The organism is Nitrosomonas sp. Nm166 (assembly GCF_900112825.1).
Taxonomy (GTDB): Bacteria; Pseudomonadota; Gammaproteobacteria; order Burkholderiales; family Nitrosomonadaceae; genus Nitrosomonas.
The window spans coordinates 1-22,160 of sequence record NZ_FONE01000005.1; the positions used below are offsets into that span (position 1 = coordinate 1).

Sequence of the window (22,160 nt, forward strand, 5' to 3'; positions counted from 1 at the left end):
ATTACATGATTCCGGCGGCGATTGTGGTGCTGGAGAATCTGCCGTTGAATGCCAACGGCAAGGTGGATCGCAAGCAGTTGCCGGAACCGGAATTTATCAGCGCGGATCACTATGAAGTGCCACAGGGCGAAGTCGAAGAGATGCTGGCGGAAATCTGGCGGGAAGCGCTGGGAATCACTCAGGTCGGGCGCAATGATAACTTCTTCGAACTGGGGGGAGATTCGATTCTCAGTTTGCAGATCGTTACCAAAGCACGCCGGGCAGGCTGGAAGATCACACCGCGGCAATTGTTCGAACGGCAAACGGTTGCCGCGCTGGCACCGCTGGTGAAACCGGTCGAAACAATTGCTAAAACCAGCCATGATTTTAATGTTTCACCGGATGCGCCGATTGGCATGCTGCCGATTCAGCTTGATTTTTTCGCACATGACATCCCGATGCGGCAGCACTGGAATCAGGCTATATTCCTGGAAAGCCGCCAGCCTTTAGAGACGCAGTGGCTGGATCAAGCATTAAAGGCTATAGTGCAGCATCATAGCGCTTTACGTTTCGGCTATCGAGAGCAAAACGGCCAATGGGAACAAATTGCTATGCAATCCGTTGCTCAGGATGTGTTGTGGGTGCGGGACGCAGCGGATGCTGAGCAGTTATTAGCGCTGTGTAATGCAGCGCAACGCAGTTTGAATCTGCAGCAAGGACCGCTCATACGCGCCTTGCTCGTGAATATGGCCGATCAATCCCAGCGTCTGCTGTTGGTTGTGCATCATTTGGTGATTGACGGCGTATCTTGGCGTATCCTGGTTGAGGATCTTGAAACTGCCTATTCTCAGGCAAGGAACCATGAAACCATTATCTTGCCTGAAACCACTACCGGCTACCCGGTATGGACTCACCGGTTGCAGCAGTACACGCATGATTATGTGGATGAATTTACATATTGGCAAAACCTGGTGGATATCCCCGCCGCACTTCCTTGCGATTTTCCCCAAGGTGTTAACAATGCGTCCCACTACACCAAAATTACGGTAAAACTTAATCAGATCCAAACCCAGGCCTTGCTCAAAGATGCACCTGCCGCTTATCGCACACAGGTAAATGATCTACTGCTTACCCCATTAGCGAGTGCCTTATGCCAATGGACCGGGCATGAAAAGATCCTGGTGGATCTCGAAGGTCATGGACGGGAAGATCTTTATCCTGACATCGACCTTTCTCGCACGATCGGATGGTTTACTTCGCTGTTCCCAGTCGTCCTTGATCCGGCAGGGGACTTGACGCGACGCATCAAGCATGTCAAGGAGAGCTTACGGCAAATACCCAATAAGGGATTGGGATATGGACTGTTTAAATACTATGGCACCGAGGCGCAACGGCAAATACTGGCCAGCTTGCCCAAAGCGCAGGTGGTATTTAACTATCTGGGACAGTTTGATGCCAGCTTTGACGAGAAAACACAATGGATATTGGCCAGCGAGCCGATGGGCGATCTGATGGATCAAAATGTGCGGCAACTACATGAGCTGTCGATCAACAGTCTTGTTTACAATGGTGAGTTTTGTCTGGACATCTACTACAGTGAGGCACGCTATCTAAAAACAACCGTCCAAGCACTGGCTGACATTTTTATTACAGAATTGCAGTCAGTGATTGCGCATTGCATGAGTGGCGTACGTGGTATTACACCGTCTGATTTTTCTTTACTACAGATCAATCAGCATGAACTGGATAACTTGCCGATTCCTGTCGGGCAACTGGAAGATATTTATCCATTGTCACCGATGCAGGCGGGTATGCTGTTTCATAGTATGTTTGATACCGACAGGGATATATACGTTAATCAATGGAGGGCTGACATCGACCGGTTATCGGTCGAGCGATTCAAAACTGCATGGCAATCTGTGATTGATCGTCATGATATTCTGCGTACCGGTTTCGTGCAGGAAGGAAAGATACCGCTGCAATGGGTTGCCAAAGCGGTTGAATTGCCGTTTATGGAATATGATTGGCGCGATCAAACTGCTCATCCGCCAGCTTCTTACGAGCATGAGCTTGATGTGCTCGCGCAATCAGAATATGCATCAGGCATTAATCTGAAAAAACCACCGCTTATCCGGATCGCTGTTGTACACCTCCCCAATCATCGTTATCACATGATTATGACGACCCATCATCTGTTATTGGATGGCTGGAGTACCTCGCAAATGATGGGCGAGGTGCTGCGGTGGTATGGGGGTGATGCGCCAGCGACATCCGGCAGCCGCTACCGGGATTTTATCGCATGGCTGGGCGAGCGTGATCAAACTGCTTCAGAAACATACTGGAAAGAGCGATTACGTTATATGGAGGAACCAACGCGGCTAGCATCTGTAATATCCAATCCAGTGCAGAAGCCGGGCTATGAACTATACGCCAATCCACTTGAATCCAGCTTTACCGATGATTTGCTGCGCTTTGCTAAACGCGAGCGAATCACTGTCAATACATTGATGCAAGCTGCCTGGGCTTTGCTGCTGAGCCATTACACAGGACAGCAGGTTGTCACTTTTGGCGCGACTGTCGCAGGCCGGCCGGCAGATTTACCAGGATCCGACCAGATACTGGGGCTTTTCATCAATACCTTACCAGTGAGTATTGTACTTAAGCCAGAACTGGCTATTGGTGAATGGTTACGGGATTTGCAAGCACAGAATCTGGCTTCCCGCGAACATGAACATACGCCGCTCTATGAAATCCAGCGTTGGGCAGGGCAGCATCGGCAAGGATTGTTTGACACCATCCTGGTGTATGAGAATTATCCTGTTGATGAAGCATTCAAACAAAATATGCCGGGTGGACTGGTTTTCTCGGGGATCAAAGCCCGTGAAGCAACGAATTATCCGATGACTGTATTGATCACAGAGAATGATGGATTCAGTTTGCAGTACAGTTATGCCTGTGAGAATTTCTCAGAAGCAACTGTAAATTCTATTGCAATGCAAGTTGAGCAATTGCTTCGCACGATCATTAGCAGCGCAACCCAGTGTTTAGGCAACATTACGCTGTTAAGTATCGCGCAATGGCAACAGCTCAAGGACTGGGGCGTTAATGAGAAGCGTTATGATAATAGCGAACCGGTACACCGGCTGATCGAACGCCAGGCTGTGGTGCGCCCGGACGCAACCGCACTGATTTTTGGCGATACGGAACTGAGTTATGCGCAACTGAACGAACGTGCGAACCAGTTGGCGCATCAGCTGATTGCACTGGGAGTCAGGCCTGAAAGCCGGGTGGGGATCGCCGTTGAGCGCTCGATAGAAATGGTGGTTGGATTGCTGGCGACGCTGAAGGCTGGCGGAGCATATGTGCCGCTGGATCCGGACTATCCGCGTGAACGGTTAAATCACATGGTGACCGACAGCGCCGTCGAATTGCTGTTGACGCAAAGTCATATCAGGGAGCGGATTCCGCAGGTGGCATCCTGCCAGGTTGTGGACCTGGATACCCTGGATCTGAGCGATTGGCCGCAAAGCAATCCGGACGTGAACCTGCATGGCGAACATCTGGCTTACATCATCTACACCTCCGGCTCTACCGGAAAACCCAAGGGAGCTGTTAACCGCCACAGCGCGCTGTATAACCGGCTGGCCTGGATGCAGGAAGCCTATCCGCTGAACGCTGGCGATACCGTATTACAGAAAACACCTTTCAGCTTTGACGTATCGGTTTGGGAATTTTTCTGGCCGCTCATGTATGGCGCGCGTCTGGCTGTCGCCAATCCGGGCGATCACCGCGATGCTGCGCGACTCATTGCATTGATTCAGCAGCATCATGTCACGACACTGCATTTTGTTCCCTCCATGCTACGCGCTTTTATGGCGGATGACGGTGTTGCCGCTTGCACCTGCTTGAAACAAATTATTTGCAGCGGTGAAGCGCTGCAACTGGAGATGCAGGAAGCGGTATTTGAAAAACTTCCCAACGCCAAGCTTCACAATCTGTATGGGCCGACAGAAGCGGCAATCGATGTCACCCATTGGACCTGCCGTACTGAAGCATCTAACAGTATCCCGATCGGGCGACCAATAGCCGCTACCCAAACCTATATTCTGGACCCCAGCCTTAACCCGGTACCGCAAGGCGTATCAGGAGAGCTATATCTTGGCGGTGCCGGGCTTGCACGTGGCTATCTGAACCGCTCCGGCCTGACCGCGGAACGGTTTGTGGCCGATCCATTTGATGAAAATGGCGGCCGGCTCTATCGCACGGGTGATCTGGCAAGGTGGCGGCCGGATGGACAAATAGAATACTTAGGGCGACTGGACCATCAGGTCAAGATCAGAGGTTTTCGTATTGAACTAGGCGAAATTGAAACGCAACTGCTGCTACAACCGCAAATCCGTGAAGCGGTGGTGGTGGCGAAGGATGGACCGGGCGGCGCCAGATTGGTGGCCTATGCATCGTGCCATGCCGGAAATACCGTCGATACCAGTGAGCTGCGCGAAGCGCTGGCAAAGCCTCTACCCGATTACATGATTCCAACGGCGATTGTGGTGCTGGAGAATCTGCCGCTGAACGCCAACGGCAAGGTGGACCGCAAGCTGTTGCCGGAACCGGAGTTTGTCAGCGCGGATCACTATGAAGTGCCGCAGGGTGAAGTGGAAGAGATGCTGGCTGCGATCTGGAAGGAAGTATTAGGAATCAATCAGGTCGGGCGCAATGATAATTTCTTCGAACTGGGGGGAGATTCGATTCTCAGTTTGCAGATTGTCACCAAAGCGCGCCAGGCGAGTTGTAAGATCACGCCAAGGCAATTATTCGAGCGGCAAACAATCTCCGCGTTGGCGCAAATGGCAGAACTCGTGACAGAAGTGGCTGTTGAGCCATCTCAGCCAGAACATGCTTGCCTTGAAGACTACCTTGATGCATCAATGCTGGCGACACTGTCATTCGGAAATCATCAGATAACGGATATTTTTCCGCTATCGCCGACGCAAGAGGGTATGTTATTCCATACATTGGAAGCACCGGGCACCGGTCTTTATGTGAATCAGATCAGTGTTGAGGTTGAAGGACTTGACGCCGAAAGACTAGCGCGTGCGTGGCAGGAAATGATTGTCCGGCATGCGGTATTGCGCACTGGTTTCTTGTGGCGAGCAGGATTGGCACGTCCTTTACAAATTGTATTCAAGCAAACTGATGCATCGGTTATTCATCTGGATTGGCGCGAAGAAGATGATTTGGAAGAACAGATTGCTGCTCATGCCGATCAGGAACTGAAACGTGAATTTGATTTCCTCAATCCTCCTCTTACACGCTTAAGCCTGATCCAGACCGGCGAGAACCGCCATCAATTGATATGGACCCGGCATCACATATTGCTCGATGGCTGGGGTGATTCGATCCTGATTAGCGATTGGCTACGCTGTTATCACGGTGAAACGCTGGCACAGCCGGGACCGGGCTACGGTGTTTATGTGCGATGGCTGGCGAAGCAGACGAGTCAGGCTGCACAGCACTTCTGGCAGACGGAGCTCAGCGGTATTGAGGGTCCAGCATTATTATCGAAAGCGATTGCTAAGACAGAGAAAGACGAGACCCGATCAGGCTTTGCGCAGATTTATACTTACCTCAGCGTCGAGGAAACACGTCGTTTGCAAGCTTTTGCGCAGCAACAGCACATTACCATGAATACCTTTGTCCAGGCCGCATGGGCGCTGCTGTTGCAACGTTATACCGGGAAACAGACTGTCGTTTTCGGTGCCACGGTGGCAGGCCGTCCGCCTAGTCTGTCGCGGTCTGATGAAATTCTCGGATTATTTATTAACACCATTCCGATTCCAGTTGAACGGTGCAGTGATTTGACAGTAAGTGAATATTTGACGTCGTTGCAGGAAACCAATGCACGCTTGCGCGACTATGAACACACATCCCTGGCGGATATTCAGCGGTGGGCAGGTTTTCCTGGTCAACCGCTGTTCGACAGTATTATCGTATTTGAGAACTATCCCATCAACGCGGCATTACGTGACACCGAAACATATGGCTTGCGTTTCGGTGAGATGGAAGGTAAAGGTTTGACTGGTTATGCAATGGACTTGCAGGTTGTTGTCGGTGATACGCTGGAAATCGAGTATGCCTACGGGTGTAACGATTTTACCGATGAATTTGTGCTGGATCTGCGCAGTCATATGGAGCTCCTGATGCGGGAGATGATGAGTGATCCACAGCAGATGGTTGGAGAATTGGGCTGGTTAGGCAAGCTGGAACTGGATCAGCTGTTTCTGCTGCGTGGCAGTACGGATTCCAGTGCTGCGTTGTCGCGAAGCTATCAGCCTGTTCATCATTTGATTGAACGCAATGCAGTGCTTCAGCCAGATGCCATTGCACTGTTAATGGGTGAACAAGAGATTTGCTATGCAGAGTTGAATGCGCGGGCAAATAAACTTGCGCACCGGTTAATTCAGCAGGGGGCAGGGCCGGAAATCCGTATCGGCGTTGCGATGGAACGCTCCCTGGATATTATTGTGACATTGCTGGCTATTCTTAAGTCCGGTGCAGCATATGTACCGTTGGATATCGACTATCCGGCCGATCGGCTTGCATTCATGATAACAGACAGTGCATTGTCGTTGCTGATTACGCAAAGCAAGGTATTGCCCAAGCTCAAATTCGATATCACTGTACCTACATTCCTGGTGGATACAGCTAAGTTTGAAACTGAATCGGTGCTCAATCCAGAGATTTCGGTTCATGAGCATAACTTGGCTTATATCATTTATACATCCGGATCCACCGGTTTACCAAAAGGTGTGGCGGTAACACATGGTCCGCTCGCCATGCATTGCCGGGCGACCGCCCGGATTTACGAGATGAGCCCCAGTTCATGTGAGTTGCTGTTCATGTCTTTTTCATTCGATGGCGCACATGAACGCTGGCTGACCGCATTGACTGTCGGGGCGGGGCTGGCGGTGCGGGATCAGGAATTGTGGACAGCCGAGCAGACTTATGATGCCTTGCATCAGTACGGTATTACCAATGCCGCCTTTCCGCCGGCTTATCTCGGTCAGGTTGCGGAATGGGCTGTGCCTCGTCATGATCCGCCACCGGTCGAGCTATATGTGTTTGGTGGAGAAGCGATGCCTAAGGCTTCATATGACTTGATTCGTCAGACTTTACGGCCGCGGATGCTGATTAACGGCTATGGGCCGACCGAAACTGTGGTCACGCCGTTGATCTGGAAAACTGAGGCCAGCAACAGCTTTGATTGCGCTTATGCGCCGATTGGACGTCCTGTCGGTGAGCGTGTTGTGTACATATTGGATGTGGATATGCAGCCAGTGCCGATGGGTATTGTGGGCGAGCTTTATATCGGCGGGTATGGATTGGCGCGGGGATATTTGGGGCGAGCGGGCCTGACTGCTGAACGCTTCGTTGCTGACCCATTTGATGACAAGGGCGGTCGCCTTTACCGTACCGGCGATCTAGTCAGGTGGATGAGTGACGGTAATATCGAGTATATCGGTCGTGCCGATCATCAGGTGAAAATACGGGGATTTCGTATTGAGCTGGGTGAGATCGAGGCACGTATCCGTGAGGTAGCTGGTGTTGCCGATGCGGCAGTTGTTGTGCATGAGAGTGCAACGGGTGTGCAGCTGATTGCGTATGTGGTTCCTGCCGTAGAGCAATCAGCGCAGAACATGACCACTCAACTGAAGCAAACGCTGAGTAAGCAATTACCTGAGTACATGCTGCCAGCGTACTTTGTGCCATTAAATGTATTGCCACGTCTGCCGAGCGGTAAGCTCGACCGTAAGCAGTTACCGGAGCCCAATGCCTTACCTGGCGATACTTATCAAGAGCCATCGACACCTGAAGCCCGGGCACTTGCAAACATCTGGCAAGAAGTCCTTGGCGTGGTGCGCGTCGGAGAGACGGATAATTTCTTTGCGTTAGGCGGCGATTCGTTATCAAGCCTCAAAGTCATGGCGCGCATACGCGGTCTGACCGATATAAAGCTGGATTTCAAGCTGAGGGATTTGATACAGCGGCCTACCATCGCCAGTCTGCTGGGGCTGGACAAGCAAACTGCAACAGGTGCAAGCGAATTACTGGCGCTCAACCAGCCATGCGGAGACGGAAAAATTAAACCGCTGTTCTGCATCCATGCCGGACTGGGTACGGTGTTTGATTACCAGCCGCTGGCACGGCAATTGCAAGGTACGCGAACAGTGTATGGGTTGCCTTGCCGTATGTTGACGGATCCTGCGCATCAGGATACCTCTCTAATTCAGATGGCAGAAGACTATTGCAAGATCATCCAGTCCATGCAGCCGGAAGGACCGTACCATTTGCTGGGCTGGTCATTGGGTGGCGCATTGGTGGCCATAATGGCCGCAATACTGGAAGCCAAGGGACAAATCGTGGCATTTTTAGGACTGATCGATCCGTATATTCCCGGAACGGAGCTACCTCAGCGAGAGGATTGGCGGCAGGATTTTCTTGATTTTGTTTCCGTAGTGATTCCTGGTGTTGAGTCTGATGAAGCGTTCAATACCTCACTATCAGACGATTCTGCATTATCGAAACAAGAAGTCATCCATCTACTGCAACAATTGTTTGAGACAAGTCGAATGAAGGCAGCTACCAGTACCAGTGCAGATGGTCAAGCGCAAGGCTATTTCGAGATGGGGGCGGAAGAATTGGCGCATACTTTTATGGTAGCCCGCCAGTTAAAAGCACTCTCATTACAAGCCAGTGCATTGAGTCCTTTGAAAACACGGGCAGTTTGCTGGTGGACAACGACACGCGAGAGAAATGAACGGCTAGCGCTCGGGCAGCAAATCAAGCCAGCTGAGATACACTCGATTGAAATCGATGCAGATCATTTTGATATCGTACGGGCTGAATCTTTGCTAGCGGGAATAGAGTCGTTATTGATGACTGATTTAACTGATCGTATTAATGATAAGGAAAGTGTAAAAGAAAATCTTTAGGAAAAGTATTTGGTAATTAAACTACCCAGAGATGGGGTTACGAACAGGTAAAGCTGACTCAAACAGATCAATATTAGCTACAACCTGTCCATGGTCTGTCACATAGGCTGGCTTTTTATCCATCGAGGTTTTGTCATCGATGACATGATCATTATATAAGCGGACATCAATTATCCGCCCTATTTTGTTGGCGTTTAATTCAGCAAAGTGATTGCTGACAAAAATGTTGTCCAGGCTTTCGTAATGCCCGTTATGGATGTAGGTGTAATAAAAATTTTCAATGCTTTTGCGTGCCTGGACATCTTTACAGTTTTGAAAAACGTGCTTCCATTTTTCTAATTTTTCCTCGCGCGGCAGTTTGCGAAAGGGTTCTTCTCCAAGAATAGCCTGGTTGGTCACAGCCGTGTCATTGTCGTTCAAGTCACCCAGAACAAAGATGGGTTTTTTATCATCGCTATTGATTTCATCAGATAAAATTTGTCTGACACCACAAGATTCAATTGCTCTCCTAATTAAAGAACGAGCACTACCTTTTGCCAACTCAGGATAGGTTGCTGTATTGCGGTCAATACCATCAGCTAAGATAGGTCTTTTTGATTTTAAATGTAAAACAATTACCGAAACTGAAATATTTTCATTGATCTTGATTTCTGCATTTAAGACACCTCTTGAAAACTTTTTCAGAGGAATGTTCACAGGAGTGCTTTCCAAAGGTGCAGCTATCTCCTTTTCATCAAAAAAGTCAAAAACAAAAGGTAAATCCTCAATTACTTCAATTTTAATAATGGGAAATTTGCTCAAGATAGCATTCACGGGACTTTTGCACGTAGGGTTGGCGACAAAAAGATGCCGACCTTTCATCTCGTCAGGTATACATTCTCTGAGGGCTTGTTCTTCGAAGATTTCCTGGAAGCCAACGATATCTGCATTCATCTTCAAAAGCTGGTTCTTTATCCAATCTGTTTTCTTCTGGTATTGATCTCGGTTGTAATAGGGGTCGGGCTCGTCATAAATTGGCTTGCCTGCTGTAATAAGATTTTCTGTATTAAAGGTGGCAATTGAGATTTTCATTTTTCTTTTGATTTAAAAGGTATTGAAGATCTTGTAAAGTTAACGCGGATTTAAATTATGGTGCGTAACCTTACAAAGTAACACTCTCCCAAGCAAATAAAATACCCATCATTACATTTTGACTGGAAAGCATCGATAAACTTCGAAACTGCGCCTTCCCTCATTAATTTCCGAAATGGGAACAATCGTATCGCCGCCCATCAGAGCCGCTTCATTACGTGCAAGATCAGCAAGTTCAGCTGCAACCTTTTCAGTTTCACGGTTAAACACCATTACTTTGCTTACGACTTTAGCATTAATTTTTCCTAGTGTTTTGCATGGCTCGACTGCTCTGGCTGATTGCACCAAACGTACACCTTCACCTTTCGAAGTAACCTTAACCCATGTACAGGAAGATAATATTAAGCCACCACAGACAGCGATAAGGATTCTTTTCATTATATAACCTCGTTGATTGGCAAGAAATTTTATTAAAGCTCTAGGGAAACGCTAATTAATTGACTGCACGGGCGAATCGCTTCGTTGCGCGGTACTCGCTTCCTCGTCTATCTACACTATAAAATCATACTTTCTACGGATACTTTACCTCATATTATCGCCTGACAGCAGCGCTGCTTTTTAGCTGGAATATTAATGCAAAACGGGGGGAGAAATTAATTTTCAGCAGCCATGTTTACGGCATTTGAAGCGCAACCATGCAAGGAGTGCTTTGGAGTTTCTTGTGAGCCAGATAGAATCTGATGCTGTGATCAGCACTTTTGATCTCATACTGGATCTCAGATATATAATCGTACAAAAAATTGTTTATTTTTCTCATGCTTGCACAAATTGTCCAGCGTCTTTTAATTGACCTGATATTAAAGAGGAAGGTGTGAAATGGAAGATGGTGAAAATACAGACATTATGGGCACGGAAGACAATCCCCTGGGTGTGGCAATTGTTGGCGGTGGGATAGCAGGGCTGTATTGCCTTTATCGCTTGCTGAAAGACAAGGAACAGTTTAGAGAGATAAGAAAAATTCGACTGTTCGAGTCCAGTGATCACCTAGGGGGTCGAATTGAAACATGGTCGTTAAAAAGAGATTCAAGCGAGATCGGCTATGCACCGACCTGGGATCCCCGGCATTTGCTCGGTGAATTGAAAGATCCTGACACCAGCCCATATGATGAAACCGCGGAATACTTGCGGGCTGAGTTTGGCCCGATGCGCATTGAACCACGAGACCAGACGTTATTGCGAGAATTTCTCAACGAGCTTGGCATAACAGAACCGGGACCGGGCGCTTCTGAATCGCTGAATGATCTTGTACCCTTTTTTCCCTATACATCCCAAGAGCCGGAATCGGCAAAATTCATTCTGAAAGAGGAAGAAGCTGAACAAAAAAACATCATGGATCTGCTGCTGCTGGGTATCCGGCGAATTCTGGAGATCGTTGAAGTCAAAGATACACATCACCAAGGAAACGAACTTTGGTGTCAGCCTAAAGCCAATAAGGCCTGGAAGAATCTTGTCAGTCAAAAGTCATTTTATAAGCATTACTGGAAAGGGGAGTTATTAGACTGGATCAATCACCTGGAGGATTATGACCCACGCTTATTTTCTGAGTTTTATCAGACATTAAAAGAAGCCGATGAAAAGATTAAAGAAAAGGAATTGCGAAAATGGCTGGAACAAAATTCAGACTATTACAAAATACGGATCTATTTTGAAATAGACGGGCACCCTTTATGGGATATGGGTTTCTGGAATTTGATGAGCGATGTTTTAAGCCATTATGCGGTTGTGAAGATTCGAGATTGGGGAAGCTATTATCACTTTCTGCATGAAAACCTGAATGCTGGGGAATGGCTGGTTTTCTGGCTCAAGGCATTCAAAGGGACGCACTCGCTCAGAGGTATCCAGGGCGGTATGAGTCGCATCATTTATACTTTGCTGTTCAAACTCTGCGAATTGCAAACTCAGACTAAAAGGAATAAGCCAATTGATGAGAGTGCTCTAGCGCAACAGAAATATTTAAATCAATGTCTTGCTCGAAAAGAAGATCCCCTGATTGAAGTTCAGAGAACACTCACATCCATTGAACTCATGGATTCTGGCATAGTGAAGCTGACATTTAATCAAGGGGGAGATACCCATGTTTTTGCAAGGCACGCCATCCTGGCTCTGCCGAAACTGCCTCTGGACAAACTCGCAACACCGCTTCCTCAAGTTTTGAGAAATTGTGATCTCAATGATGACGCCCAAAAGTGTGAGTCCGCATTAGCCTCAGTGAAGTGCCTTTCTTTGCTGAAGTGTTTTTTTATTCTAGAGCATCCCTGGTGGCATGAAGATCGGGAATTAAACGCAGCGGCAGCCGATATTCCGACGCGAGAAATTACTTATTCCCGCAGCAAAGACAAAACTAGGGGCATGATCATGATCTATACCGATCATCCTGCCATCACCTTCTGGTCAGATTACTTACGGGAATTCAAACAAGCTGCAGAGCCAGATCAGGTCTACTATACGACTTGGTGGCGGGACAAATTTGTATTACCTCCCAAACCGGAGCAGTTTGATCGAATAAAGGACTGGAAAGGGGCCTGGAAGGAGCTTGCTCAGTTGTGGAAAGACAACAACTCAGATACCCCCAACCATGAAATCGATCCAGATGATCTGAATGCAGTGGCGCGTGTGTGGAACAGCATTCAAAAATGGTGGACTTCGATGTCAACGAGAGAACAAACTGATCTCTTGCGTAAGTATTATGAAGATACTAAAAGAACAGCTGCGAAGAATTATTTGCAACACAAGAAAATACAACAAGAGCGGCTCTGGAACCGATTTGTGCAATTTGCCAGAGATTATGAGCATCATGATTTTCTGGCGGATCACTTGCTGGCTTGCGGCATTCACGACTGGGGCAAGGCACCGTTTGGAGCAGCGGCCCATGGTTGGCTGCCCGGCGAAAAATCACGCGATCACATCGAGTATTTAGCGGCATTTCCTGAGAATGGGCAATGGAAAGGTAAAATTCACGTATGCGGCGAAGCGTTCTCGGATTACCAAGGGTTTATTGAAGGCTCGCTCCGTTCCGTTGAAGAAGCGCTTTGTAAAATCAGAGAAAGCAGTTAGCATTCCACATAAGGAATAAGGTATTGTATTTTAGATCTGATCTGACAATTATCCGATTTGACGAAGTAGCTGTCAGCACAGAAAGGCCGCATATGCGGCCTTTTTTACCTACTCGATTTTGCTTATACATACGTGTAACGATTGTCCTATCCTTTGCTATGACTATCTTTGCTGCTCCATCATACTGCCGGAATCCGGTAAAGAATCTGCTCCTCTGCCTTTACCATTTTGAAAAATGCTGCAAGCTGGATCTTTTGTCTCATCTACCCAAGTGAGCTTGGAAAAGCCATGATAAACATTGAATTCATTCCTGCTTTCACAGTGCCAAGTTTTGGGCGCTGAACTAACCTCAGACGTTGTACAATCTAGCGTTACTGACCGGGCGAAGTCATGGTTTCCATTTCCTCTAACCCATTTAGCGAGCAGACCCAGGTGAGCTCCAGTATCTTTACTAGATTTAGTATTAGAAGAGTTATTGGATGGGGCAGCGGTGACTACAGTTCCTTCCACCGTTGCCATCCAGTCATGGAGCACATGCTTACCATGGACACTGAAAGCAGTTTGTTTGGCATGACCAAACTTATGTTCTTCCTTTCTTTCAGAGAGAGGGCTGTGCTTTTTGATATCGAGCTTGAATCGCTCATCCGGAAAAATGTCCCACTTATAACAAGCGAGTTCGTCTTTATCATGGTTGTTACCATGCTTGTCATTTTCATCCGAACCATATACTGTAGTGGTCGACAAGAATGCTCCAGTCATTATCATCGTTCCAGCCAATGTTAAGATTGATTTTTTCATGATTATTCCTCCTGTGAGAATAATTAGGTTAGCTATTATGTTTTGCCCAGAACAGAATATTTATGCTTGTTCTGAGCTCACATGCCTTTAACCAAGCGTACCGCAATAAACTTATCGCATTTAAATCGCTCCAAGTTATAGTTGCTGAATTCAAGCTTTACTTGGTTAGGTAACAAGTTATTCTTTTAAGAAGAAAATCAGAATAAGCAAAATCTTATTTTATCTATAAGAAAAATCTTATATTTATATAAGGAAAATACTTAGGAAATAAGGATGAGGTTCTGTACATCTTTAAATTATCTTTTTGAATAAACAGATGCTTAGTCTCAAAAAACCTCGGAGCTTTCTTTCGATATTTTATGCTAGTCAGTGTTTAAAAGCCTGCAAGCTTCAAACCTTTGAAAGAACTCAATGCGGCTGTGCGGTGTCAGCTTCATGATTTTTTCATCGAGTGAATGCTGAGGTCTTGGCAGTAGTTTTTGCGGCTCTAGTTGTGGTTTTTTGGTGGATTGATGAGTTTTCCTATGACTGGTCTCGCCCCTTCCATATCATTTATGGAGCAACATCGGGTTTTACGTAAAACAGTTACCTCATTTGCCCGTCATTTGTTTGAAGCCCGAAGACATCGAGATCTTGGGGTTTGTGCAATGATAATTGAATAATTTACTTCTTCAGTGTCCCAACAATAAAAGGGGCATCGACCACCATGATCCATGACACTCCATTTCCTTCCTTGACCCCTTCCAGAGCCGCTATCAACCGTAGTTATCTTCGCGATGAAGCCGAACATCTTGATGCTTTGCTTCCTCTCATCAAACTCAATGAAAACGAGCAAGTGCAGGTGGAGGAGCTGGCACGGCGGCTGGTGAATAGAGTGCGCAGCCTGGAGCAGGCCCGGAATGGGATTGAGGCATTGCTCCATGAGTATGATCTCAGTACCGAGGAAGGTGTGTTGCTGATGTGTCTGGCTGAGGCGCTGTTGCGCATTCCGGATGCTGAGACCGCTGACCGATTGATCCGGGACAAGCTTTCCAGCGCTGAGTGGAGTCAACATCTGGGTCATAGCGCCTCCTGGCTGGTCAATGCGTCTACCTGGGGACTATTGCTCACCGGCAAGTTTGTCAAACTGGAAACATCCTCGTCACATCTTGATCGTCTAATCAGCCGCAGTGGTGAGCCGGTGATTCGTGTGGCGATCAAACAGGCAATGCGTCTCATCGGTCATCAGTTCGTGATGGGCAATACCATCGATGAAGCGCTAACGCGCAGTCACGATGATGAAAACAGGCGCTATCGCTATTCCTTCGACATGCTCGGTGAGGCAGCGCTCACCAGGGCCGATGTTGTGCACTATTGGGATGCGTATCATCATGCCATTGTCACTTTGGGTAAGCAGGTTGGCGAGGGCGAATTGCTGGCTCATCCGGGTATTTCAGTAAAACTTTCCGCTCTCCATCCCCGCTACGAATACACCCAGCGGCAGCGTGTGCTCGAGGAGTTATCGCCGCGTCTGCTGGACTTAGCGCTTGCCGCCAAGGCTGCCAACATCAGCATGACCATCGATGCCGAGGAAGTGGAGCGGCTTGATCTCTCGCTCGATCTGTTTGAAACCGTATACCGTAATGACAAGCTGAGTGGTTGGAATGGCTTTGGCTTGGCAATACAAGCGTACCAGAAACGCGCCGTTCCTATCATCGACTGGCTGGCGCAACTGGCGAGTGAGTGTAACCGTCAGATCCCAGTCCGCCTCGTCAAGGGTGCCTACTGGGATACCGAGATCAAACAGGCGCAGGAGCGTGGTCTCGACGGCTACCCCGTGTTTACCCGCAAAGCGGCGACCGATGTTTCATTCCTTGCGTGTGCCCGCCGTCTCCTCGAAAGCAATGATCTGCTGTATCCTCAGTTCGCTACCCATAACGCCCGTACTGTCGCCACCCTCATCGCCATGGCCGGTGCCCGTTCGTTTGAGTTTCAGCGCTTGCATGGAATGGGTGAAGTCCTCTATAACACGGTACTCGATGAATACCCGCAATTCAATTGCCGTGTCTACGCGCCCGTCGGCAGCTACCAGGAATTGCTTCCCTATCTGGTGCGGCGGCTATTGGAAAATGGCGCCAATAGCTCATTCGTCAACCAGATTGTCAATGAGCGGCACAGCGTCGAAGAAATCATCGCCGATCCTGTCAGTCAACTGGAACATCAACAATCACATATCCCTATCCCGCGCCATCTTTACGGTGAAGCACGACTCAATTCAAGCGGTATCAATCTTGCTGATCGCGAGGCGCAAAGGCATCTCGATCAAGCATTGGAGGAAGCATCCCGACAATCATGGCATGCTGCGCCCATCGTCGATGGAAAGGTTCTCACTGGCAATGCGCAAGCTATCCTCAACCCCGCTGATCATACTGATGTAATCGGTGAAGTGTCACTTGCCGATACCAGTGCTGCTGACAGGGCGCTCAGCGTTGCGCATGATGCCGCGCCCGAATGGGCTAACAGCAGCGCAAACGAACGGGCAGCACTATTGGAACAAGCTGCAGCGCTATTTGAAGCGGAACGCGCTGAAGTGATGGCGCGCATCATCCGCGAGGGCGGACGCACCATCCATGATGCGCAGAACGAAGTGCGCGAAGCGATTGATTTCTGCCGCTACTATGCCGCTCAGGCGCGCCACCATTTCGAGCGCCCCATCGCATTGCCCGGCATCACAGGGGAAACGAGTCAATTGCAATTGGCGGGGCGCGGCGTATTCATCTGCATCAGTCCGTGGAATTTTCCGGTGTCCATCTTTACCGGCCAGATTACCGCCGCACTTGCAGCCGGTAATAGCGTGATCGTCAAACCGGCGGCATTCACGCCGCTATGTGCCGCCTACGTGATCCATTTGCTGCACAGGGCCGGCATTCCTCAAGCGGTGCTGCATTTTGTTCCAGGTAGCGGCGGGGAAATCGGCATGAAGCTGGTGAGCGATCCACGTATTGCCGGTGTTGCCTTCACCGGTTCTACCAGCACCGCCCGGCAGATCAACCAGGCGCTTGCGCAAAATGAATGCATTCTGCCGTTCATTGCCGAGACCGGCGGCCAGAATTGCATGATCGTGGACAGTTCCGCATTGCCGGAGCAGGTAGTGAAAGATGTGACCGCTTCCGCTTTCAACAGTGCCGGACAACGCTGCTCAGCACTGCGCGTGCTTTTTCTGCAGCAGGAAATAGCGCCGCAAATCCTGGAAATGCTCAGCGGTGCAATGGATGAACTGCACATCGGTAATCCCATGCGTCTCAGCACAGACATCGGGCCTCTCATCAGTTTATCTGCCCGTGACGATCTGCAACGGCACAGCGAGCGAATGAACAATGAGGCACGTCTGATCAAGATAATGCAATTGCCTCAAGGGAACGAGCAGGGCAGTTATTTTTCCCCGCGCGTTTATGAGATCGAAAAGCTCAGCCAACTTCAGCACGAAGTGTTCGGCCCTATCCTGCACGTCATTCGCTATCAAGCCAGCCGATTGAATGCAGTGGTTGAAGCCATCAACAACAGCGGTTACGGCCTCACCCTCGGTATCCATAGCCGAATCGATACCACGATCGACTACATCACCCGACATGTCCGTTGCGGTAATACCTACGTCAACCGCAATATCATTGGCGCTGTCGTCGGTTCGCAACCTTTCGGTGGCGAAGGATTATCCGGCACCGGTCCCAAAGCTGGCGGCCCTCATTATCTGCAGCGCTTTGCGACTGAGCGGGTAGTCACTGTCAATACAGCAGCGGTAGGGGGTAATACTGATCTATTGTCTTTTCGCGAGATGAAATCTTAAAGCGGTTTTTTAGGTTAAAAGAAAATATAACTTTTTGGGTTGTGCAGGATTGCCAGACAAAAACAGGCAAGGATATAAGATTGCTGCACATTATAAATGGTCAGTACCCCCAACCGGCATGTCGCACAGGAAGGCGATTCAACCGATGACGGAAGAATGGCCACTTGGGTATGAACTGATCCATCAGTGCGACGAAACGTATATTGTGTGGGTTCAAGAAGATGAACCATTTCATGCACGACGATATATTCCAGGCACTCTTTCGGTTTCTTCGCCAATCCGGTATTCAGGCGAATCATGCCTGCACGTGGGTTACAACTTCCCATTTAGTTTTCATCTGTTGCACAAAAAAACCGATTCACGCTAACGCCTGGAATCGGCTCCTACTTCGCAATCAGCTCTAGCACGGCCACGCGATACACTGGAAACCGCTAACACTCAATGGGGTTCTTCATTGATCACCTGCTTTGCAACATTCGCCCAAACTAGGGCAATGGCGGCAACCCCAGTTCCTTGAGGAATTCGTTGTGTTCCCCGGTATATTCTTTGATCCGTTTTTCCAGTTCCGTTAATTCCGTGTGCACAGTCCCCAAATCGATTGCTTCTTCCGGCTTCGCGGTACCGATATAGCGCGAAATGTTCAGGTTGTAACCTTCTTTCTCGATTCGCTTCATCGATACCCGCATAGAATAGCGTTCTTCTTCCTTGCGGAACTGGTAGGTGGCAATAATCTTTTCAATGTGCTCCGGCAACAACCGGTTCTGGCGTTTACCTTTCTCAAAGTATTCACTGGCGTTGATAAAGAGCACATCATCCGGTTTTTTGCACTTCTTCAACACCAGAATACAGACCGGAATACCGGTCGAGAAAAACAAATTGGCAGGCAAGCCGATCACGGTGTCAATGTGGCCGTCTTTCAGCAGTTTGGTGCGGATGCGTTCTTCCACGCCGCCACGGAACAACACGCCGTGTGGCAGGATGATGGCCATGACACCCTCGGGCTTCAGGTAGTGAAAGCCGTGCAGCAAAAAGGCGAAATCGGCGGCGGATTTGGGTGCCAGACCGTAGTTCTTGAAGCGCATGTCCTCGCTTAAGCTTTCGGTCGGCTCCCAGCGGTAACTAAACGGCGGGTTGGCCACCACCGCGTCGAACTTGGGGCTTTTGGCCGGGTTGGTCTCGCGAAGCCAATCCCAGTCGTTGGTGAGGGTATCGCCGTGATAAATCTCGAACTCCGAATCCTTCACCCCGTGCAGCAGCATGTTCATGCGCGCCAGGTTGTAGGTGGTGATGTTCTTTTCCTGTCCGACAATTTTGCCGATGCCGTGCTGGCCGAGTCGATGACGCACGTTGAGCAGCAGCGAGCCGGAGCCGCAGGCAAAATCGAATACGCTCTCCAGTTGCTTCTTTTTGCCGGTGGCAGGTTCCTGGCTGTCCAGCGTGACAATGCCCGACAAAATGCTGGAAATCTGCTGCGGCGTGTAGAACTCGCCCGCCTTCTTGCCGGAACCGGCGGCAAATTGTCCGATCAGGTATTCATAGGCGTCGCCCAGGGTATCCGTGCCGGTGGAGAATTGCGCCAATCCTTCGGCAATGGCCTTGATGATAGTGCAGAGTTTGGCGTTGCGCGCTTCATAACCCCTGCCGAGCTTTTCCGAGTTCAGGTTGATCTCGGAGAACAGCCCGCCGAAGGCGCTGGCAAAGGATTCGTTCTCGATGTAATCGAAGCCTTTTTGCAAAGTATGCAGCAATTCTCTGTCTTGCGTGCGGGCCAGCTCCGTAATACTGCCCCACAGGTATTCGGGCTGGATCACATAATGCGTCTTACGGCGCATCTGTTTTTCAAATTCAACGGTATCGTCCGGGTTCTGCGCATACCATAGCGCCAAAGGTGTGCGGCGATCGCCGGCATCCAGCCTCGGATAATCCGGCCCCAGTTCCTTTTGCGCCGCCGTCTCGTAGTTGTCCGACAAATAGCGCAGGAACAGAAAGGAAAGCATGTAGTCGCGGAAGTCATCCGCGTTCATCGCGCCGCGTAGCTGGTCGGCAATGCCCCAAAGGGTGTTGCCCAGTTGTTTTTTGTCTTGTTCGGTCATTTTTTGTCTTATTCGCGTATATGAACTACCAAGTATTCCTCGGTAGTTGTCGCCATTTCCAGCGACGTCATGCGCCCTCCTCAATCAGCCGCTTCTCCCGTTCAATCTCGGCAATCAATTCCTCTTCGGTCGGCAGTATGCGCTGATACTTGGAGGCAAAAAGTTGCTGACTCTCTTTGATTATCGAGTATTTGACGATGGTTTCATCCTTGCTGTCGCACAGAATAATACCGATAGTGGGATTGTCGTCTTCGCCGCGTTTGAGGTCGTCAAACATGCGCACATACATATCCATTTGACCGATGTCCTGATGGCCGAGCTTGCCGGTTTTCAGGTCGACGATGACAAAACACTTGAGCAGATAATTGTAGAAAACCAAGTCAATAAAAAAGTGGCTGGTCTCAGTGCTAATACGCATCTGCCGCGCGACGAACGAGAACCCCTTGCCAAGTTCCAGCAGAAACTTTTGCAATTCATCAATAATCGCCTGCTCCAGCCGGCTCTCTTTTACCTCGCCAGTCTCCGGCAATTGCAAGAATTCCAGCACATAAGGGTCTTTGATAAACTCCAGGTGGGCAGATGTGCCCCTGTGTTGGCGATGGTGGGGTCTGGGTTGACAGCAGGCGTTGAAAACTCTGGCTTTTGATATTGCGTTCCAGTTGGCGTACCGTCCAGTTCTGCTCTCTGGCTTCGCGGCAATAATATTCAATGGCCTGCGGCGAATCGACCCGCATGATCAAGCGCAAGTGGCTCCAGCTTAATTCTCTACACAGCGTGTAGAGAATTTCCTGATCGGGAAAGATCAGGTAAAACTGACGGCAGTTGTACAGGTTGGCATAGGAAAAACCCTTGCCGAAATCCGCCGTTAACGCCGTCGACAGGTCTTCAATCAGGCGTGTACCGTATTGGGCTTTGTGCTGCCCAAGCTGTTCCTCTTGAACAATCCGCCGACCAATCAGCCAGTAAGCCTCCGCCATGACGGCATTCACCGCCGAACGCGCCTTGCCGCGCGCCTGTTCGAAGATGTTTTTGATATCCGCGTGAAATGTGGTCAATACGCTCATTCCTTCACCTCCTCCAACGCAGGGAAAAGCTGCTGCATCAGCCCTTTTTTATGGGTCTTGAGCGCGGTGAGTTTTTGGGTTTGGGCGGCAATGAGGTCGTCGAGGGTAGTGAGGCAGTCGGCGATTTTTTGTTGTTCAAGAAAAGTGGGAATTAATAGTGAAATTTGTGCAAAATCTTTGTAATAAAGTCGCAATCTATCCAGTGTTAACCCTTGTGAATGCGATGTAAGAAGTAGCAGATATTTCGGCAATTTAAAAAGGTAGCCAAAAAAATCAGAACAGACTTTATCTTCTGGTGCAAGAACAACGTAAGCAGGACTTACCATGCAGTCTTCCGCAGACACACCAAAAGCCCCTTGCCACATTCGCATCATGTTGTATGCAATATCATCTTTATATGCTTTTTTATTGCCGGATGATTCTGCAATATCATCAACTTTACGATCAAGAGATGAACGTTTGACCATCCCATCATTCATTGTGACCGAATAGATTGGAAGCCCGTCTTCACCTTCTTCAATTCGGTTTGCAAACAAGGTTCCGGCCTTCTTCTCCTCCCACTCTCCCGCATCCCGAAACTTAGGAAAACGCAGCTTGGGCAGGGTTTCGCCTTCGGCGGGGAAAAGTTGCTGCATCAGCCCTTGTTTATGGGCCTTGAGCGTGTCGAGCTTTTGCGCCTCCAGGGTAATCAGTTCGTCGATGGAAGAGAGGCAGTCGGCGATTTTTTGTTGTTCGGCGGTGGTTGGCACGCCCAATCGGTAGAGCTTGCGAATGACACTTGGATGTGCCTTTAGCTGATAGTCGAATGTGAGCGCTCGATGTAGATGTTGAAGCTGGCCAGCGGTGAACCGATACATCAATCGATCCGCCTTCAGCCTCATGTAACCGGAAACGTTTGTAACTGAAAACTTATGTTTGGGGCGATAGAAGAAGTCCCCGCCCCCATCGATCGACCAAGAAATGAGCTCTTCATCAAACATGAATCGGCCATATGATCCCATATGGCCGCTGTTCTTGATCGAAGAAGAATAGACCGGATATGGGCCGAGGCACTCATTCATGTCTTGAGCTGAAATAACATTACCTCGGCCAAGTTCTAGCCAGCCGAATTCTTCCAAGGCCTCAAGCGAATGTTCCTCCCACCCCTCCGCCTCCCGAAACTCAGGAAAGCGCAGCTTGGGCACCCATCCGCGTTTCTTCACCGCCGTCATAGCCACATCTTCCG

11 protein-coding genes are annotated in these 22,160 nt (G+C 49.2%); 3 read left to right on the top strand and 8 right to left on the bottom strand.

The annotated features are described in order from the left end of the window. The first annotated feature begins 44 nt into the window (after nucleotides 1-44). Complete coding sequence (locus BM021_RS02360) at nucleotides 45-8,972, top strand: amino acid adenylation domain-containing protein (protein ID WP_218147796.1); 8,928 nt, start codon at nucleotides 45-47, stop codon at nucleotides 8,970-8,972. 21 nt (nucleotides 8,973-8,993) lie between these two features. On the opposite strand, the gene BM021_RS02365 is transcribed toward BM021_RS02360, so the two are convergent. Then, complete coding sequence (locus BM021_RS02365) at nucleotides 8,994-10,043, bottom strand: endonuclease/exonuclease/phosphatase family protein (protein WP_090718451.1); 1,050 nt, start codon at nucleotides 10,041-10,043, stop codon at nucleotides 8,994-8,996. A 111-nt stretch (nucleotides 10,044-10,154) separates the two neighbouring features. Beyond that, nucleotides 10,155-10,481 carry a DUF4156 domain-containing protein gene (locus BM021_RS02370; RefSeq protein ID WP_090718454.1) on the bottom strand — a complete coding sequence of 109 codons (327 nt, stop codon included), beginning with the start codon at nucleotides 10,479-10,481 and terminating at the stop codon, nucleotides 10,155-10,157. 438 nt (nucleotides 10,482-10,919) lie between these two features. Between BM021_RS02370 and BM021_RS02375 the strand changes: the two genes are divergently transcribed. Next, the gene (locus BM021_RS02375) at nucleotides 10,920-13,157 is read left to right on the top strand and encodes an NAD(P)-binding protein (protein ID WP_090718457.1); all 2,238 of its coding nucleotides are present in this window, start codon (nucleotides 10,920-10,922) and stop codon (nucleotides 13,155-13,157) included. A 162-nt stretch (nucleotides 13,158-13,319) separates the two neighbouring features. On the opposite strand, the gene BM021_RS02380 is transcribed toward BM021_RS02375, so the two are convergent. Then, entirely contained in the window at nucleotides 13,320-13,955 is a 636-nt protein-coding gene (locus BM021_RS02380) for a hypothetical protein (RefSeq protein ID WP_090718460.1), read from the bottom strand. A 706-nt stretch (nucleotides 13,956-14,661) separates the two neighbouring features. On the opposite strand from BM021_RS02380, the gene putA reads away from it, so the two are divergent. Next, nucleotides 14,662-17,778: a bifunctional proline dehydrogenase/L-glutamate gamma-semialdehyde dehydrogenase PutA gene (gene putA / locus BM021_RS02385; protein ID WP_090718462.1), complete on the top strand. Its 3,117-nt coding sequence runs from the start codon at nucleotides 14,662-14,664 to the stop codon at nucleotides 17,776-17,778. Between the two features lie 14 nt (nucleotides 17,779-17,792). On the opposite strand, the gene BM021_RS02390 is transcribed toward putA, so the two are convergent. The 5 genes from BM021_RS02390 to BM021_RS02405 form a co-directional block, all read right to left on the bottom strand. Next, the gene (locus BM021_RS02390; protein ID WP_256207733.1) at nucleotides 17,793-18,104 is read right to left on the bottom strand and encodes a YgjP-like metallopeptidase domain-containing protein; all 312 of its coding nucleotides are present in this window, start codon (nucleotides 18,102-18,104) and stop codon (nucleotides 17,793-17,795) included. A gap of 159 nt (nucleotides 18,105-18,263) precedes the next feature. After that, nucleotides 18,264-19,871, bottom strand: coding sequence for a type I restriction-modification system subunit M (locus tag BM021_RS02395; protein ID WP_090718465.1), 1,608 nt, complete (start codon nucleotides 19,869-19,871; stop codon nucleotides 18,264-18,266). Between the two features lie 67 nt (nucleotides 19,872-19,938). Next, nucleotides 19,939-20,400 (bottom strand): PDDEXK nuclease domain-containing protein, encoded by a 462-nt coding sequence (locus BM021_RS15695; RefSeq protein ID WP_218147797.1) that lies wholly within the window; start codon nucleotides 20,398-20,400, stop codon nucleotides 19,939-19,941. Then, nucleotides 20,348-20,935, bottom strand: a complete 588-nt coding sequence (locus BM021_RS15700; RefSeq protein ID WP_218147798.1) for a DUF1016 N-terminal domain-containing protein — start codon at nucleotides 20,933-20,935, stop codon at nucleotides 20,348-20,350. Before BM021_RS15700 ends, BM021_RS15695 begins: the two co-directional genes overlap by 53 nt. Beyond that, a complete protein-coding gene (locus BM021_RS02405) occupies nucleotides 20,932-22,146 on the bottom strand; it encodes a restriction endonuclease subunit S (protein ID WP_090718468.1) in 1,215 nt (404 codons plus the stop codon). Before BM021_RS02405 ends, BM021_RS15700 begins: the two co-directional genes overlap by 4 nt. Between the last annotated feature and the right edge of the window lie 14 nt (nucleotides 22,147-22,160).

Coding starts and splice junctions, on each gene's coding strand:
- BM021_RS02390 (WP_256207733.1), bottom strand. CDS start 18,104: ATGGGAAGTTGTAACCCACGTGCAGGCATGATTCGCCTGAATACCGGA.
- BM021_RS02405 (WP_090718468.1), bottom strand. CDS start 22,146: ATGACGGCGGTGAAGAAACGCGGATGGGTGCCCAAGCTGCGCTTTCCT.
- BM021_RS02370 (WP_090718454.1), bottom strand. CDS start 10,481: ATGAAAAGAATCCTTATCGCTGTCTGTGGTGGCTTAATATTATCTTCC.
- BM021_RS15700 (WP_218147798.1), bottom strand. CDS start 20,935: ATGAGCGTATTGACCACATTTCACGCGGATATCAAAAACATCTTCGAA.
- BM021_RS02395 (WP_090718465.1), bottom strand. CDS start 19,871: ATGACCGAACAAGACAAAAAACAACTGGGCAACACCCTTTGGGGCATT.
- BM021_RS02375 (WP_090718457.1), top strand. CDS start 10,920: ATGGAAGATGGTGAAAATACAGACATTATGGGCACGGAAGACAATCCC.
- BM021_RS02365 (WP_090718451.1), bottom strand. CDS start 10,043: ATGAAAATCTCAATTGCCACCTTTAATACAGAAAATCTTATTACAGCA.
- BM021_RS02380 (WP_090718460.1), bottom strand. CDS start 13,955: ATGAAAAAATCAATCTTAACATTGGCTGGAACGATGATAATGACTGGA.
- putA (WP_090718462.1), top strand. CDS start 14,662: ATGATCCATGACACTCCATTTCCTTCCTTGACCCCTTCCAGAGCCGCT.